This window comes from Bosea vaviloviae (assembly GCF_001741865.1).
Lineage (GTDB): Bacteria > Pseudomonadota > Alphaproteobacteria > Rhizobiales > Beijerinckiaceae > Allobosea > Allobosea vaviloviae.
Genome location: NZ_CP017147.1, coordinates 2,734,764 through 2,750,870 on the forward strand (window position 1 = coordinate 2,734,764; position 16,107 = coordinate 2,750,870).

At 64.3% G+C, this 16,107-nt stretch carries 14 protein-coding genes; 12 read left to right on the top strand and 2 right to left on the bottom strand.

What is annotated here, in order from left to right; genetic code table 11:
- Positions 1 to 27: 27 nt before the first annotated feature.
- Complete coding sequence (locus BHK69_RS12720; RefSeq protein WP_069690427.1) at positions 28 to 1,257, bottom strand: MFS transporter; 1,230 nt, start codon at positions 1,255 to 1,257, stop codon at positions 28 to 30.
- A 1-nt stretch (position 1,258) separates the two neighbouring features.
- A complete protein-coding gene (locus tag BHK69_RS12725; protein WP_069690428.1) occupies positions 1,259 to 2,665 on the bottom strand; it encodes an amidase in 1,407 nt (468 codons plus the stop codon).
- A 215-nt stretch (positions 2,666 to 2,880) separates the two neighbouring features.
- Between BHK69_RS12725 and gcvA the strand changes: the two genes are divergently transcribed.
- The 12 genes from gcvA (at position 2,881) to BHK69_RS12785 (ending at position 15,778) form a co-directional block, all read left to right on the top strand.
- Entirely contained in the window at positions 2,881 to 3,771 is an 891-nt protein-coding gene (gcvA, locus tag BHK69_RS12730) for a transcriptional regulator GcvA (RefSeq protein ID WP_069690429.1), read from the top strand.
- A gap of 210 nt (positions 3,772 to 3,981) precedes the next feature.
- Entirely contained in the window at positions 3,982 to 4,773 is a 792-nt protein-coding gene (locus BHK69_RS12735) for a DUF4399 domain-containing protein (protein WP_199579129.1), read from the top strand.
- A gap of 174 nt (positions 4,774 to 4,947) precedes the next feature.
- The gene (locus BHK69_RS12740; protein WP_083269299.1) at positions 4,948 to 6,042 is read left to right on the top strand and encodes a formylglycine-generating enzyme family protein; all 1,095 of its coding nucleotides are present in this window, start codon (positions 4,948 to 4,950) and stop codon (positions 6,040 to 6,042) included.
- 408 nt (positions 6,043 to 6,450) lie between these two features.
- Complete coding sequence (locus BHK69_RS12745; RefSeq protein WP_069690431.1) at positions 6,451 to 7,491, top strand: ABC transporter ATP-binding protein; 1,041 nt, start codon at positions 6,451 to 6,453, stop codon at positions 7,489 to 7,491.
- Positions 7,492 to 7,542: 51 nt separating this feature from the next.
- A complete protein-coding gene (locus BHK69_RS12750) occupies positions 7,543 to 8,832 on the top strand; it encodes an ABC transporter substrate-binding protein (RefSeq protein WP_069690432.1) in 1,290 nt (429 codons plus the stop codon).
- Positions 8,833 to 8,836: 4 nt separating this feature from the next.
- The gene (locus BHK69_RS12755; protein ID WP_069690433.1) at positions 8,837 to 9,715 is read left to right on the top strand and encodes a carbohydrate ABC transporter permease; all 879 of its coding nucleotides are present in this window, start codon (positions 8,837 to 8,839) and stop codon (positions 9,713 to 9,715) included.
- A complete protein-coding gene (locus tag BHK69_RS12760; RefSeq protein ID WP_083269304.1) occupies positions 9,712 to 10,578 on the top strand; it encodes a carbohydrate ABC transporter permease in 867 nt (288 codons plus the stop codon). Before BHK69_RS12755 ends, BHK69_RS12760 begins: the two co-directional genes overlap by 4 nt.
- Before the next feature lie 33 nt (positions 10,579 to 10,611).
- Complete coding sequence (locus tag BHK69_RS12765; RefSeq protein ID WP_069690434.1) at positions 10,612 to 11,448, top strand: endonuclease/exonuclease/phosphatase family protein; 837 nt, start codon at positions 10,612 to 10,614, stop codon at positions 11,446 to 11,448.
- 201 nt (positions 11,449 to 11,649) lie between these two features.
- Complete coding sequence (locus tag BHK69_RS12770) at positions 11,650 to 12,474, top strand: inositol monophosphatase family protein (protein WP_069690435.1); 825 nt, start codon at positions 11,650 to 11,652, stop codon at positions 12,472 to 12,474.
- 208 nt (positions 12,475 to 12,682) lie between these two features.
- Positions 12,683 to 13,531, top strand: a complete 849-nt coding sequence (locus tag BHK69_RS12775; protein ID WP_069690436.1) for a lysophospholipid acyltransferase family protein — start codon at positions 12,683 to 12,685, stop codon at positions 13,529 to 13,531.
- A gap of 710 nt (positions 13,532 to 14,241) precedes the next feature.
- Positions 14,242 to 14,541 (top strand): acyl carrier protein, encoded by a 300-nt coding sequence (locus BHK69_RS12780; RefSeq protein WP_069690437.1) that lies wholly within the window; start codon positions 14,242 to 14,244, stop codon positions 14,539 to 14,541.
- Between the two features lie 40 nt (positions 14,542 to 14,581).
- Positions 14,582 to 15,778 (top strand): beta-ketoacyl-[acyl-carrier-protein] synthase family protein, encoded by a 1,197-nt coding sequence (locus BHK69_RS12785; RefSeq protein WP_069690438.1) that lies wholly within the window; start codon positions 14,582 to 14,584, stop codon positions 15,776 to 15,778.
- The last annotated feature ends 329 nt before the right edge of the window (positions 15,779 to 16,107 follow it).

Sequence of the window (16,107 nt, forward strand, 5' to 3'; positions counted from 1 at the left end):
CATGGGCAGGTTGTTCCAGCTCTGCGGCTATGCCTTCGCTGGCGCTTGCGTTCCGAACGCGGCAATGCCGGCCGCGATGATGTTGGCGCCAATGCAGGCCAAGATCGGCAGCGTGTAGCTGTGCCTGACGTCGAAGATGAAGCCGGCGGTGCTGGGACCGACCAGCGTTCCGATCGCCACGCTGGTGTAGAGAAATCCAATGATGCCGCTGACATTGCGTCCACCGAAATGGTCCATGACCACAGCCGGCAGGATCGCGACCCAGCCGCCATAGAAGACGCCAAACAGCAATGCGAAAACGGCAAGCGACCAAAAGCCGGTCGCGATGACCCAGATCGTCAGGGCCGCCGCCATCCCGATGAACATTGCCAGAAGGAAGGAATGACGCCCCATGCGATCCGCAAACCCGCCAAGGAAGAACCTCCCGACCGTGCTGCCGACACCGATCACCCCGAGCAGCAGTACCGCCGCTGATTGGTCGATGTGATGATCCAGCGCATAGGGAACCAGATGTACGAAAGGCACGAAAACGCCGAACGAACTGATCAGGCAGGCCGCGTACAGCCCTGCAAATTGCGGCGATCTGATCGCTTCGCCGATTGAAGCCCCGGCACGGCCCGGCCCGGAGGCATTCGCCTCCGGAGGAACTCCGTCAGGCCCGGTCCCCCTGTCGCGAGGGTCGTCCGCGATCAACCACGACATGCCGACGCCGATGATCGCTGCGACGCCTCCGAGGACCAGATAGGCGTTCCGCCATCCCAGCATGTCGATCAGCCAGGAGGCCAGCGGCGGCATGACCAGCGTGCCGACGCCGATGCCGCTGACCGCGAGGCCGGACGCCAGGCCTCGACGCTTCACGAACCAGCGCTGGACCGCGCCGATGGCCGGTACATAGGCGCAGCCGACGCCAAGGCCGACGCCAAGGCCATAAGCGGCATAAACCTCGAAGATGCTGCGTGCTGCGCTGGCCAGCGCGAGGCCAGCGCCGACCAACAGCATTCCAAGCATGGCGAGGCTGCGCGCACCCCAACGATCGGCAAGTGGGCCACTGACGACACCAAGGGCGAAATAGAGAAATCCGGCCAGGGAGAAGACGAGTGACACCGAGCCTCGTGAGGCACCAAAGTCGCGCTGCAGGGGCTCGACGAACGCGCTGAACGTATAGGCGCTGCCAAAACCCACGAAGGTGATGGCGAATGCCGCTGCGACGACGACCCAGCCATAGAAGAGACGATGGGTGGACGATGTGGGGGCCATCTCATGCCACCGGATGGCGACGATGCCAGGTTGAAACACTCTGGAAAGCCGCGCCGGCACGAACAAGCACCGCTTCGCCCAAATGACCGGCGACGAGTTGGAAGGCGACCGGCATTCCCGCTTGGGTGAAGCCGCCCGGCAAGGCGAGAGTTGGATGGCCCGACATGTTGAACGGGCAGGTGTAGCGCTGCAACATGGCGATGAGGCCCGGCTGTTCGCCGAGCGTCCGAATCTCCGCAAGCGTAAGTGGTGCGAACGGCTGAACCGGCGTCAGCAGCAGATCGATCGCGCCGAAGACAGCATCGACACGGCCACGGAACGCCATGCGCCGCAGCAGGATGTCCTGATACTCCATACCGGAGATCGCATGTCCCGCCTCGATGACGGAAGCGAGGACACTGCCATACTGGTGCTTATGTGCTGCATAGGTCGCTTTGTGGGCGACAGCGGCTTCGACGGCGCAATTGGGCACCCAATCGGAGACGGCCTGGGACGCGTCGGGAAACCGCATCTCGACAATCTCGGCTCCAAGCTCCGAGAAAGCCCTGGTAGCCTCGGCAAGAACCGCCTGAATACCGACATCGACATCGTCGCTGTTCCACACCGTGTCGACACCGATACGCAGGCCACGTAGATCGTCATTGATCGCCGCCAGGTCGTTCGGCACGGGGGCGAGCAGCGCCGTAGGGTCTTTCAGATCGCTGCCAGCGATTGCGCCGAGCAATATCCCTGCATCCCTTGCGCTGCGTGCCATCGTTCCGACATGGTCCAGGGAGGCCGCCAGCTCGAAAACCCCATGGCGGCTGACGCGCCCCCAGCTCGGCTTCAATCCAGTCACGCCATTGGCGGCCGCCGGCCAGCGGATGGAGCCACCGGTATCGGAAGCAAGCGAGCCGTAACAGAGACCGGCCGCCGTCGCAGCGCCCGAGCCGCTGGACGATATTCCAGGCCAGTACTCGGCGTTCCACGGATTTTTTGGGGGTGTAATCGATGGGTGATGGTCGGAATAGGCGCCCTCGGTGAGCTGCGGCTTGCCCAACAGCACGGCTCCGCCCTCCTTCAGCCGCTGCACGACCGTTGCATCTTCATCGGAGATGACGTGCCGGTGGACCATCGTGCCGGCGGCGTTGGGAAAGCCCTTGATTTGGCACAAATCCTTGACCGCGACGGGAACGCCGTGGAGCGGCCCACGCAAACGGCCTGCGGCAATCTCCGCGTCGGCCGCGTCCGCTTGAGCAAGTGCTGCATCCGCCATGACCAGCGCGTAGCTGTTCAATTCGCCGTCAAGCATGGCGATGCGGTCGATCTGTGAGCGCGTCACCTCCCGCGAAGAGATCTCGCGATCTCGGATCAGCGCCGCGACCTCTGTGAGTTCGAGATAATGCAGGGCGGTGGCCTTGGCCGTCATTCTTGATCTCCTTGGGCAGCGTCAAGGTCGGGGCAGCGTCAAGATCGTCGCCCGGTGAGCATGCTCATTCTCACTCGCATTAGAATGGTTGATCTAATGAGCATCGAGAAGATATGCTGAGACGCTTGGTAAGCACTGTAAAGGTGACATATATTCGTGAAATCAGACTCGAGCGCAAACCAGAATTGCTCTGCAATTTGGATTAGAATATCTAAATGATAGATCAGAAGCTTCCGCCCCTGAACGCGCTCCGGGCCTTTGAAGCCGCGGCGCGGCATCTCTCCGTGAAGATCGCGGCGGAGGAGCTGTGCGTGACGCCAGGAGCCGTCAGCCAGATGCTCAAAATTCTCGAAGAGCATCTTGGGGTGAAGCTGTTCGATCGGGTGCATCGAGGCATCAATCTGACCCAGGCAGGGCGGGACTACCTGCCGCCCGTCCGAAATGCCTTCCGTCAAATCGCCGAATCCTCTCGGCGCGTGGCCCTTTCCGTCGATACCGGCGTCCTGACCGTCAGCGTCACGCCTTTCTTTGCTTCGGCCTGGCTCGTTCCACGCATGAAGTCGTTTCAGGATGCCCATCCGAGCATCGATCTTCAGATCCTCGCAAGCAGCGCACTCGTGGACTTTTCGCGCGGCGGCGTTGACATCGCCGTGCGTCATGGCATGGGCCGATACCCTGGTCTGCGGAGTTATCGGGTCGTCTCAGTCGAAATGGTCCCCGTTGCTGCGCCTTCGCTTGTCGAACGCCTGGGCATGCCGGCAACACCTGCCGAGTTGGCACGGTGGCCGCATGTTCATGATGCGGATCGCAAAGGTTGGAGCCTCTGGTTTCAAGCGCAAGGCCTCGACGAGGTCGCACTGCCCCGCGGAGCGTCTTTCGACGATTCCGGTCTGCTCTTGAATGCAGTGATAGCCGGCCAGGGCGCCGGCTTGCTCCCGGCCGCGATGGTGGCGTTCGACGTGGAAGAGGGGCGCCTCGTCAGGCTCGCGAAAGCGACCCACATGGAGTCGTTTGCATATTACCTTGTCTATCCAGAAACAAACCACGGCAGTCCAAAAATCTCGGCATTCAAAGATTGGATCCTCAACGCTGCTTCGGCGGCCTGACGACGTAGATCCGAGTAAGCGGCTGGAGGCCTTTTCTCTTGGCGGCTGCACGACGCTGGCCGTGCTCCGCCCCAGCTTTTGCCCATGACATTGCCAGAGCGGATATTTTTGCCTTTCCAGGGCCGTTTTGCTACGTCTGTGACGAGCTGGTTGCGAAGGAGCTGGATGATGCTGAATCCATATGCCTTGCGGGCCTTGGCAGCTTGCTCGATGCTGCTCCTGACGCCCGCCTTCGCCCAGGCGCAAACACCGAACACGCCGATCCGGCCCGATGCCGTGGTTTTTTTCACGGACCTGAAGGATGGCGCCGTCATTCCGCCGAAGCTCACGCTCAAGTTCGGCGCATCCAATTTCGAAGTTGTTCCGGCGGCAGTCAAAAAAGCCAATTCCGGCCATCATCATCTTCTTATCGACAGCCCGGTGCCGCCGTTAGGCGAGCCGATTCCGAGCGATCCCGGCCATCTGCATTTCGGGCGCGGCCAGACGGAAGCCGAGCTTGTTCTCGCTCCGGGCCCGCATACGCTGCAACTGCTGCTCGGCGACCATGACCATGTGCCGCATAATCCTCCGATCATGTCCGCGGTGATCCGCGTGACGGTGTCCGACAAGGCCACCGCGCCCGGGCGCACAGCGTCGCTGCCGGATTCGGAGGTCTATTTTATCGGCCTTCCCAACGGCTCGGTCGTTCCGCAAAACCTGACGGTCCGGTTTGGACTGCGCAATATGGGGGTTGCCCCGGCAGGCGTCGTCAAGGCCGGCACCGGGCATCACCATCTCATCATCGACCGGCCCGCGCCCGCTTTGGGGGAACCCATCGCCAGCGATCCGAACCATCTCCATTTCGGCCGCGGTGAGACTGAGAAGAAGATCACGCTTGCGCCGGGCCGGCACACGCTGCAGCTCGTGCTGGGCGATCAGGACCATATCCCGCATGATCCACCGGTCATGTCACAGCGGATCGAAGTGAGGGTGGTGCGGCCGCATCGGCAGCGGCGCTGGTAGACAGGTGCGGGCAAGACAGGGTGCGGGCAAGACAGGGTGCGGGCAAGACAGGTGTGGGCAAGACAGGAGTGGATGTCGAAAAACTTCGGCGCGGCGCGGATAACTTTAATCCGGTGATTTTAAGATCTTTAGAATCTTGCCCCGCTCCCGATTTTTCGCAGAAGATGGCAGTCCATGGCAGCTGAATTGAATTTGATCCTGGGCTCCGGCTTTCCGTATCTGACGCCTGCACCCAGGCTAATGGCTGTCGCATTTGGCCTCATTGTCTGGCTGTCGCCGTATTCGGTTTCCGCCGGGCCATTGGAGCCGCGCCCTCCCGGTACGATCGTTCTGGCGCAGGCGCCCGCCGCCCCGCCCGCCACTGACGCAGGCAGCCTCGAAACCCGCTACTGGAATTCGATCAAGGACAAAACCGACCTCGGCGATTTTCGGATTTATCTCGATGCCTGGCCAAACGGGCTCTATGCAGCGGAGGCGCGTGCCCGGATCGAGCGCTTGAGTGGCAAGGCGCCGCCCCCTGCTGCGTCGACCCCCGCTGCGCCGGTCGCGCCTGCCAATGCTCCAGTGCAGGATTGCGCGGAGTGCCCACCGATGATTCCGATTGCAGCGGGCGCTTTCGCCATGGGATCGGCAGAACCGTTTCGCTTCGAGGCGCCGGTCCACACCGTCACCATCAGGAAGCCGTTTTATATTGGCCGCACCGAAGTGACCTATGATGAATGGGATGCCTGTGTTGCGGCCAAAGGCTGCGCCTTCACGCCGGACGATCGGGGCGCCGGCCGCGGAAGGCGGCCGGTCGGCAATCTGAGCTGGGAGGACACCCAGCAATATGTCGCCTGGCTGTCGAAAAGGGCCGGCCAGACCTATCGGCTGCCGACCGAGGCCGAGTGGGAATATGCCGCGCGCGCAGGCCGGGCCACCGCTTATTTCTGGGGCAAGGTGATGGAAAAGGCCCGTGTCAACTGTTCGGGCTGCGATGGGCCGCGCTCGACAGCTGCGGTTGCCGTCGCCACCTATCCGCCCAATGATTTCGGCCTCTATGACATGTCGGGAAACCTGGCGGAATGGGTGGAGGACTGCTGGAACGACGGCTACAGATCCGCGCCCGTCAATGGCTCGGCCTGGGTGAAGCCGGGCTGCAAGGAGCGCGTCCTGCGCGGCGGCTCCTTCAGCAGCGAGCCGCAATATGTCCGTTCGGCCTCGCGCTTCAAATATGATTTCGATGTGCGCTTCCAGACCAACGGCTTTCGTGTTGTGCGGGAGCGCTAGGGCATTTTCGAGCGAAGTGGACGCCGGTTCCCCCGCGACAAACGCGAAGCGTTTGCGCGGAGAAAATGCGATAAAACAAGGAACTAGAGCATTTCCGCGATTGGCAGAAACGCGGAAATGCTCTAGCCGACACGTTGAAGGTCAGCTTCCGGGCATTCCGTTTGGCACCGCGTTCGATACATCCGAATGACGTCCATTCCGGCTCGTCGCGACATAGGGTTTCGGCTGGCTGTGACGGACCGGTGCGGAGGAAGCTCGACCGCTTGCCGAATATCGCACTGGAGCTCGCCGAAGCCGTACCGGCACGCTCTTGTCTCAGCACAAATTTTAGCATCATGCTCGTTCCTCGGCTCGTAGCCGGCAGGCAAGCGTCCTGCTCACGACGCCTTGCTGGGGGCCGGGTCGCGAATGGTTTCGGTAGAACTCAAAGCCGTTTCGAAGACCTGGGGCGGCGCAGCCGCCGTCGATGACGTCAGCTTCACCGTCGAGGGCGGCAAGCTCGTGGCGCTGCTCGGCCCTTCCGGTTGCGGCAAGTCGACCACGCTCAGGCTGATCGCGGGGCTGGAGGACAGCAGCAACGGTTCGATCGCCATCGGCGGGCGCGACGTCACCCGCGCGGCTCCTTCGCAACGTGGCATCGCCATGGTGTTCCAGAATTATGCGCTGTTCCCGCATCTGTCTGTCGCGGAGAACATCCTGTTCGGGCTGAGGGTGCGGAAGGTGTCGCGCGCGGATCGCGACGAGCGGCTCGCCCGCGCCGCCTCGATCCTGGGGCTTACCACCCTGCTCGAGCGCAAGCCCTCGCAGCTGTCCGGCGGCCAGCAGCAGCGCGTTGCGCTCGGCCGGGCGATCGTCGCGCAAGCCCCGGTCTGCCTGATGGACGAGCCGCTCTCCAATCTCGACGCACAGCTGCGCGTCGAGATGCGGCGCGAGATCCGCGAGCTGCAGCAGCGCCTCGGCATCACCATGGTCTATGTCACGCATGATCAGGTCGAGGCGATGACGATGGCCGACCAGGTCGTGCTGATGCGCAACGGGCGGATCGAACAGGATGCTCCACCCGACCAGCTCTACGAGAATCCGGCGACGATCTTCGTCGCGCGCTTCGTCGGTACGCCGCCGATGAACGTCATCCCGCTCGCCTCGGTCCTGGCAGGCGGCGGCACCGGCCTCTCGCCGCCGGCCCATGCCGAGCCGAGCCTGCTTGCGGTCGGCATCCGGCCCGAAATGACCGAACTCACCGATGCCGGCATCGCCGCCGATGTCGTGGCGGTCGAGTATCTCGGCGCCGACACGCTGGTCGAGACCCGTATCGACGGCCAGCCCTTCATCGTGCGCCGGCCCGGAAAAGTCCGCGCCGCGGCGGGCGAGCGGGTGCATATCAGGCTGTCGCAGGCGGCGGTGCACTGGTTCGACCTGAAGACCGAGCAAAGGCTCGTCCTCGGCTGACGACTGAACACCAAGGCGTTTAAGACGCCGTACAAAGGGGAGTGAAGAGATATGGACAGGCGTGAATTCATTGGCGGCACCGCGGCTCTGGCCGGCTCGCTTGCGGTGGCGAAACCGGCGCTCGCCCAATCGGCCGAGCTGTCCTTCTTCTATCCGGTCGCCGTGGGCGGGCCGATCACCAAGCTGATCGACAGCTATGCTGCCGGATTCGAGAAGGAAAACCCGACCATCAAGGTCAAGCCGATCTATGCCGGCACCTATCAGGAGACGATCGTCAAGGCGCTGACCGCACATAAGAGCGGCACGCCGCCGGTGCTCTCGGTGCTGCTTTCGACCGATATGTTCACCCTGATCGACGAGGAAGCGATCGTTTCCTTCGACCCCTTCATCAAGACCGAGGACGACAAGAAGTGGCTGTCGAGCTTCTTCCCCGGCTTCATGGCGAATAGCCAGACGGGCGGGAAGACCTGGGGCATTCCGTTCCAGCGCTCCACGGTGGTGCTCTACTGGAATAAGGAGCTGTTCAAGGAGGCCGGGCTCGATCCCGAGAAGCCGCCGACCAGCTGGGCGCAGCAACTCGAATTCGCGCAGAAGCTGACCAAGCGCGATGCCGCCGGAAACACCAGCCAGTGGGGCATCCAGATCCCGTCTTCCGGCTTCCCCTATTGGCTCTTCCAGGGACTGACCACGCAGGCCGGCGCCATTCTCGCCAATCCGGCCGGCGACAAGACCGACTATGCCAATCCCGGCGTCGTCGAGGCGCTGCAGTACTGGGTCGACCTGGCGCAGAAGCACAAGGTTCACCCGCCCGGCATCGTCGAATGGGGCACCACGCCGCGTGACTTCTTCGAGAAGAAGGTCGCGATGATGTGGACCACCACCGGCAACCTGACCAATGTCAGGGCCAACGCCAAGTTCCCCTTCGGCGTCGCCGTGCTGCCCGCCGGCAAGAAGCCCGGCAGCCCGACCGGCGGCGGCAATTTCTATCTCTCCAAGAAGGCGAGCCCGGCCGAGCAGGAAGCCGCGTTCAAGTTCGTGCGCTGGATCACCACGCCGGAGCGGGCCGCGCAATGGAGCGCCGATACCGGCTATGTCGCGGTGACGCCGGCGGCCTACGAGACCGAGGCGATGAAGAAATACGTCGCCGATTTCCCACAGGCCCTCGTCGCCCGCGACCAGCTGCCGACCGCCGTCGCCGAGCTCTCGACCCATGAGAACCAGCGCGTCACCAAGGCGCTGAACGACGGCCTGCAGGCGGCCCTCACCGGCACGAAGCAGCCGGCGCAGGCGATGACTGAGGCCCAGGCGGAAGCCGAGCGCATCCTGAAGTCCTATCGCTGAGCCGATGAACAACCGCGCGACCGCGACGATCCATGGCTGGCTGCTGCTGCTGCCGGCCATGGCTTGCCTGGCCCTGTTCACGCACTGGCCCGCGATCGCGAGCTTCGTCGACAGCTTCATGTCGACCCCGCGGGCGCGCCGCCCGGCGCGTTTCGTCGGGCTCGACAATTACCAGCAGATGCTGGCCGACCCGATCTTCTGGAAGGCGATGGCGAATAATCTCTGGTTCGCCGCCGGCACGATCCCCACCTCGATCGGGCTCGCCCTGCTGATGGCGGTCTGGGTCAACGACAAGATCGCTGGCCGCACTTTGGTCCGGATGGCCTATTTCACACCGACCATCCTGCCGATGATCGCGGTCGCCAACATCTGGCTGTTCTTCTTCACCCCGCAATACGGCCTGCTCGAGCAGATCGTCGCTGCCTTCGGCGGGCGCAGCACCAACTGGCTCGGATCGCAGGACACCGCGCTCTACGCCGTCACCATCGTTGCGATCTGGAAGGAGGCCGGCTTCTTCATGATCTTCTACCTCGCGGCGCTGCAGGCGATCCCGCCCAGCCTCGGGGAGGCGGCGGCGATCGAGGGCGCCTCGCGCTGGACGTTCTTCCGGCGTGTCCAGTTCCCGCTCCTGATGCCGACGACGCTGTTCGTGCTGATCAATGCGGTGATCAACGCCTTCCGCATGATCGACCATATCTTCGTGATGACGCGCGGCGGCCCGGACAATGCGACGACGCTGCTGCTGTTCTACATCTACCAGGTCGGCTTCGGCTTCTGGGACACCAGCTATGCCGCGGCGCTGACCTGCGTGCTCCTGCTGCTGCTCGCGCTGGTGGCCTTCGTCCAGTACGGCTGGCTTGAACGCAGGACGCATTATCAATGAGCGGCGCGCCTCGACCGCAGCCGGCGGCGACCACCCGTCCAGACCCTTACGCGCCGAAGGGCCTGGTGCTAACGCTCGAATCGACCGGCGCGATCCTGCTCGCTCTGATCTGGGTGCTGCCCCTGGCCTATGCCGTCTGGGCCGCGATTCATCCCGCCGAGTACACGACCCGTTTCGTGCTGACCGCGCCGCTGACGCTGGATAACTTCACCCGCGCCTGGGCGGCCGCGCCCTTCGCACGCTATTTCCTCAACACCTTCATCCTCGTCACCATGATCCTCGCCTTCCAGCTCGTGCTGGGGACGCTGGCGGCCTATGCGCTGGCGCGGCAGGATTTCTGGGGGCGGGACATCGCCTTCGCGCTGATCCTGGCACAGCTGATGATCATGCCCGACGCGCTGATCGTCGAGAACTACCGCACCCTCGCCAGGGTCAATCTGATCGACACGATCCCGGCCATCGCCTTGCCCTATATCGCCTCGGCCTTCGGCATTTTCCTGCTGCGGCAGACTTTCAAGACCGTGCCGAAGGAGCTCGACGATGCTGCCCGCGTCGAGGGCGCGAGCCCGCTGCAGGTGCTGATGAAGGTCTATGTGCCGCTCGCCAAACCGACCTATATCGCCTACGGGCTGGTCTCGGTGAGCTATCACTGGAACAACTTCCTCTGGCCGCTGCTGGTCACCAATTCGGTGGAGTCGCGGCCGCTGACCGTCGGCCTCCAGGTCTTTTCGTCGAGCGATCAGGGCATCGACTGGGCGGTGATCTGCGCCGCGACGCTGATGACCTCGGCGCCATTGCTGGTCGGCTTCCTGCTGTTCCAGCGCCAGTTCGTGCAGAGTTTTATGCGCGCAGGAATCAAGTGACGACATGAATCAAGTGACGACATGGCGGCTCGGATGAAACTGATCACCTGGAACATTCAGTGGGCCCGCGGCATGGACAACCGCGTCGATCCGGCACGCGTCGTCGCTCATGCCCGGCAGATGGCGGATTTCGACGTGCTCTGCCTGCAGGAGGTCGCGGATAATTTCCCCGAGCTCGACGGCAATGACGAGACCAACCAGTTCGGCCGCTTCGCCGAATTGCTGCCGGGCTTCACCGCGATCGAGGGCATCGGCGTCGATGTCGACGACGGCAGGGGCGGCCGCAGTCGCTTCGGCAACCTCTTGCTGACGCGCTATCCTGTCGCCCAGGCGCTGCGCCATCTCCTGCCCTGGGAGGCGGCCGAGACCCGCAACATGCCGCGCATGCTGATCGAGGCGATGGCGCTGACCCCGCTCGGCCCGGTCAGGCTGATGACGACGCATCTCGAATACTCGTCCTCGCAGCTGCGCGCCGCACAGGTCGACGGCATCCGAGAGGCCCATCGCATGGCGCTCGCCCGCCATGACAAGCCGCGCGAGGCCGGGCCGCACACCTATCGGATGACGCCGGGCTCGGCGAGCGCCGTGCTGACCGGCGACTTCAACATGCGGCCCGATGATCCGGTGCTGGCGCGATTGCTGGCGCCATTCGACGGTGGCGAGCCGCCGCTCGTCGACCTCTGGGCCTCGGTGATGGGCGAGGCGCCGCATCCGCCGACCGCGAACCTGTTCGACCAGATCTATGGCGAGCCCGGCTGCCTCGACTATGTGCTGGCGACGCCCGATCTTGCGGCGCGCGCCCGCGCTGTCATCTGCGATGTCGAGACCAAGGTCTCCGACCACCAGCCGATCCTCGTCGAGTTCGACTGACCGCCGCGCCGGACCACCCTGGAGCATTTGCGCGCTTCTCCGAAACGCGCAAATGCTCCAGCTCCTTATTTGATCGCATTGTCTTCACGCGAGCCGGTATCCACTTCGCTCGAAAACGCTCTAGGCTTTTGTTTTGACGCGCTTTCTTCACGCGAACCGGCTTCCACTTCGCTCGAAAGCGCTCTAACCGACCGGACCACGATGATCTTCACACGCCAGGACCATGAGACGCTTGCAGGGATACTCGCCGAGGCGGGCCGCCGCGAGGTCATGCCGCGCTTCCGCAACCTGGCCGAGGGCGAGATCCGCGAGAAGCGCTCGGCGACCGATCTCGTCACCGAGGCCGACGAGGCGGCGGAGCGCTTCATCAGCGCCGAGCTCGCCCGGGCCTTTCCGGGCGCCGCGCTGATCGGCGAGGAGGCGGTCGCCGCCGATCCGGCGCTGGTCGCGCGTCTCGGCGATGCCGAGCTCGCCTTCGTCATCGACCCGATCGACGGCACGCTCAACTACGCCTCTGACCTGCCGCTCTTCGCCGTCATGGCCGCGGTGCTGGTCAGGGGCGAGGTCGTCGCTGCGGTGATCCACGATCCCATCGTCGAGGACAGTGCGATGGCGCTGCGCGGTGAGGGCGCCTGGCTCGGCTCCGCTGGCGGCAGGAGCCGCGACCTGCGGGTGGCGCCAGCCGCCGCTCCGCGCGAGATGACCGGCATGATGAGCTGGCAGTATTTCCCGGAGCCGCTGCGCAGCAAGCTGCCGGGGCACATGCCGGCCTTCGCCAATGTGTCGTCGCTGCGCTGCTGCGGCCATGAATACCGGCTCGCGGCCGCGGGCAATGGCCACTTCCTGCTCTATGGCCGGCTCAGCCCCTGGGATCACGCGCCGGGCTCGCTGATCTATGCCGAGGCCGGCGGCCATGTCCGCATGCTGGACGGGCAGCCTTATCGGCCGGCTCAGCCGACGCTCGGCCTGCTCTGCGCGCCCGATGCGGAGAGCTGGCAGGAGATCCGCACGATCCTGCTGAGTTGATCGGGGCGATCTGGAGCAAAAGGGCCATGAATCTTGGGCTGGATGAAGCGCCGCCGTCCCTGCCGATATGCGTCCAGCGCTTTGAAGCCTTGCCCCGATGAGGCTATAGCGTCGAGCCGGCCCGCCGCCCGACATTGCGCCCGGAGTGTGGCTTCCCGCATGGTCGGGCGTTCTGCCCGACTGACCCTTTGATACGGACCGATACCCCATGCAGGCCCTGGAGCGAGTGCTGCATCACGCCATGCGGCGCTTGCCGATCGCGTTCGTCTCGAATCTCGGCGCCCGCTTGGCCTGGCTCAAGATCCGCTTCATCGATCCGAATGTCGCCCGCAAGGCCCGCGCCAATATCCGGCAGCACTTTCCGGCGATGGCGGAGACGGAAGTCGAGAAGCTGGTCTGGCGCTTCGTCGACAATGTCGGGCGCTTGATGGCCGAGTTCTCCATCGTCCATCGCCTGACCTCTTCGGAGCGGATGGAGCTCGTCGGCATCGAGGCTCCCCGCGCCAATCTCGGCAGGATCCCGACGATCGCGCTCTGCCTGCATCTCGGCAATTGGGAGGTGATGGCTGCGGCGATGCAGAAGATCGGCGTTACGATCGCCTCGATCTCCGAGGTGCCGGAGAATGTGGCCCATCGTGACATCGCCGAGGCGACGCGCAGCAGCCTCGACGTCAAGGTGCTGTCCCCCGACCGGATCGGTGCGCTGCAGGCGTTGTCCATTCTGAAGGGAAACGGTGTCCTCGCCATCTTCCCCGATGAAAAGCGCGGCAGCACGATGATGGCGCCGCTGTTCGGGCGTCCGCCTCACATCAAGGGCAATCTGGCGCTCGCCGCCAAGTTCGCCCGGCGCACCGGCGCGCAGCTCGTCGTCGTCTATTGCGAGCGGGTGGAGAACGTCCGGTTCCGGCTTCATTTCGAGGAGCCGTTCTTTATGGCTCCCGGCGGCAACGACGCGCTCGCCGATGTCGCCTTCATCAACAGCCGGATCGAGCCGATCATCCTGCGCCATCTCGCGCAATGGTATTATCTGGACGACTCGATCGGGCCGATCGCGTAGAGGGCGTTTGATCCTGACGGCCTTCAGGGCTGAGCGATGGCGTTATCCTCTGCCGTCATGGTCGGGCTTGTCCACTGCTGTCCGGTTGGGGTTTGGGCCCCCTGAGCGGATCATGCACTGCGTTCCCCTCGCGAGCGGAAGCGACGCGAAGTGCCGGATGAAGGGCGCGGGGAACCCTTCTCCCGTATGGGAGAAGGGCAGGGATGAGGGTGTGCCGCCAATTGCTGGGGGCGCGACCGCGCCGCAGTGCCGGCTTCATCCTGAAAGCACAGGAGGCGATGCGGAGCCGCTTGCGCGATCTGGTTGTCTGGCCTGCCCTCATCCCTGCCCTTCTCCCACACGGGAGAAGGGTTCCCCGCGCCTGTCTCATTCGTCCCCGCCCGCTGGAATGCCTGCGATGAACGGAGCTTTTCGATCGCGCTCGCGGCGAACCGGACAGCAGTGCCACAAGGGCGAGCATGACGACCAGGTCGTCATTCCGGACGCGGCCCTCAGGGCCGGAATGACGGCGCATAGGTGATCAGGACAGAGCCATCGAAATCATTGGCTTCATTGCAGGCCAGCCTCTCAGGATGAGGGCTGGAGTGTCCCAGCGACCCACTCCCATGCGCTGCGCCAGGGGCGCGTTGAACCGATAAACGGTTTACGGCCCCGGTGGACTCAAGCAAATGTGCAGGCGGGCTGTTTCGAATGAGGAAAGCACTAAGACCATGACAAGTGAGGCGCCGCTGGTCACGATCGATGTCCTCATCGAGATGCTCAAGCAGGTCATCGCGGAAAACGCATCGCGCGGTTGCGGAAAGCTTGCGGCCGTTGCCTGGGGGGCCGAAACCTTGCTCGAGGATACCGGCTTCAACTCCTATGATTTCGTCGAGATCATCTTCAAGATCGAAGATCATTTCAACATCGAGATCGACTACAACGCCAATAACAACATCAACGATGTGAAGACGATCGGCGAGCTTTGCGCTGAAGTCGGCAAGCTCGTGGCCAAAAAGCAGGCGGCATGAAAGCAGGCGGCAAGAAAGCAGGCGGCAAGAAAGCAGCGGCATGACGCGGATCGTCGTTTCCGGCCTCGGCATCGTCTCCCCCATCGGTTGCGACACTGACAGCTTCTGGCAGGCCCTGCTGGCGGGGCGCGAGAGCGTGGGGGAGGCGTCCGCCTTGCCGGGCAAGGGCATCCGCGTGGCGGAAGTCCTGGGCGAAGGCTTCATGGCGGGGCTGGAGCTCCCGCGCTCGGCCTGCGACCGCAACGCCCTGTTTGCCGTCGCGGCGGCGCGCCAGGCGCTGGTAGCCGCCGGCCTTGGGAGCGGCCTGCCGCGCCCCGAGCGCGTCGGCGTCATCCTCGGCAACTCGGCCGGCGGGCAATGCAGCGTCGATGACCAGTATTCCCGGCTCTACCACCTGAACAAGCGCCCGCATCCGATGACCGTGCCCAAGGTCATGGTCAGCTCGTCGGCAAGCTGGGTTTCGATCATGTCGGGCGCGACCGGCCCTTGCTTCGTGACATCGAGCGCCTGTGCCTCCGCGAGCCACGCCATCGGCATCGCCATGCAGTTTCTGCGCGCCGGCCTCGCCGACATCATCATCGCCGGGGGCACGGAGGCCCCGCTCTCGGCTGGAACCCTGATCGCCTGGGACGCCATGAAGATCATGTCGCGCAGCCTCTGCCGGCCCTTCGCGGCGGGGCGCGACGGACTCGTGCTGTCCGAGGGCGCGGGCGTCATCGTGCTGGAGACCGAAGCGCATGCGCGCAGCCGTGGCCTTAAGCCCGCGGTCGAGGCGGCGGGCTTCGGCTTCAGCGCCGATGCGGGCGACATCGTCGCGCCCAAGGCAGAGGGCATGGTGAGCGCCATGAGCCTGGCCCTGACCGATGCCGGGCTGAGCCCGGGCGATCTCGCTTATATCAACGCCCATGGCACCGGCACCCGCGCCAATGACCGGACCGAGACGCTGGCCCTGAAGCGCCTCTTCGGCGAGCGGCCGTTGCCGCCGATCTCCTCGACCAAGGGCGTGACCGGCCATGCGCTGGGCGCGGCCGGCGCTTTTGAGGCGATTGCGACGATCATGGCGATCGAGAACGACATGGTTCCGCCGACAGCCAATTTCGACGCTGCCGACCCCGAATGCGACTTCGACTGCGTCCCCAATCAGGGCCGGGCGATGCCGATTCCGGCCGCGATGTCGAACTCCTTCGCCTTCGGCGGGATCAATGCCGCGCTGATTTTCAGGTCGCTTGGGTATTGATGCCGACGGGTTTTGGGACCGGCTTGCGGCTGAAGCTCCGCCTCATTCCGGGGCGATCCGCAGGATCGAGCCCGGAACCCAGAACCGATGCGGCAGGGGATGAGCGAGAAGTTATCACCGTTTTCGACGGGCGCGGGGAACCCCTCTCCCGGATGGGAGAGGGGCAGGGGTGAGGGTGTGCCCTCTCAGTAGAAGGCGCAGCGGCGCGGTTGTGCCCCAACAAGCAGCGGCAGGCCCTCATCCCTGCCCTTCTCCCATCCGGGAGAAGGGTTCCCCGCGCCTCTCGGCGAGGCGCGCAGCCTCGCCGGTTTTCAAGCCCGTCAATATCA

Excerpts from the sequence above, each read along its gene's own strand:
- BHK69_RS12720 (WP_069690427.1), bottom strand. The coding sequence starts at position 1,257 with ATGGCCCCCACATCGTCCACCCATCGTCTCTTCTATGGCTGGGTCGTC.
- BHK69_RS12725 (WP_069690428.1), bottom strand. The coding sequence starts at position 2,665 with ATGACGGCCAAGGCCACCGCCCTGCATTATCTCGAACTCACAGAGGTC.
- gcvA (WP_069690429.1), top strand. The coding sequence starts at position 2,881 with ATGATAGATCAGAAGCTTCCGCCCCTGAACGCGCTCCGGGCCTTTGAA.
- BHK69_RS12735 (WP_199579129.1), top strand. The coding sequence starts at position 3,982 with ATGCTGCTCCTGACGCCCGCCTTCGCCCAGGCGCAAACACCGAACACG.
- BHK69_RS12740 (WP_083269299.1), top strand. The coding sequence starts at position 4,948 with ATGGCAGCTGAATTGAATTTGATCCTGGGCTCCGGCTTTCCGTATCTG.
- BHK69_RS12745 (WP_069690431.1), top strand. The coding sequence starts at position 6,451 with ATGGTTTCGGTAGAACTCAAAGCCGTTTCGAAGACCTGGGGCGGCGCA.
- BHK69_RS12750 (WP_069690432.1), top strand. The coding sequence starts at position 7,543 with ATGGACAGGCGTGAATTCATTGGCGGCACCGCGGCTCTGGCCGGCTCG.
- BHK69_RS12755 (WP_069690433.1), top strand. The coding sequence starts at position 8,837 with ATGAACAACCGCGCGACCGCGACGATCCATGGCTGGCTGCTGCTGCTG.
- BHK69_RS12760 (WP_083269304.1), top strand. The coding sequence starts at position 9,712 with ATGAGCGGCGCGCCTCGACCGCAGCCGGCGGCGACCACCCGTCCAGAC.
- BHK69_RS12765 (WP_069690434.1), top strand. The coding sequence starts at position 10,612 with ATGAAACTGATCACCTGGAACATTCAGTGGGCCCGCGGCATGGACAAC.
- BHK69_RS12770 (WP_069690435.1), top strand. The coding sequence starts at position 11,650 with ATGATCTTCACACGCCAGGACCATGAGACGCTTGCAGGGATACTCGCC.
- BHK69_RS12775 (WP_069690436.1), top strand. The coding sequence starts at position 12,683 with ATGCAGGCCCTGGAGCGAGTGCTGCATCACGCCATGCGGCGCTTGCCG.
- BHK69_RS12780 (WP_069690437.1), top strand. The coding sequence starts at position 14,242 with ATGACAAGTGAGGCGCCGCTGGTCACGATCGATGTCCTCATCGAGATG.
- BHK69_RS12785 (WP_069690438.1), top strand. The coding sequence starts at position 14,582 with ATGACGCGGATCGTCGTTTCCGGCCTCGGCATCGTCTCCCCCATCGGT.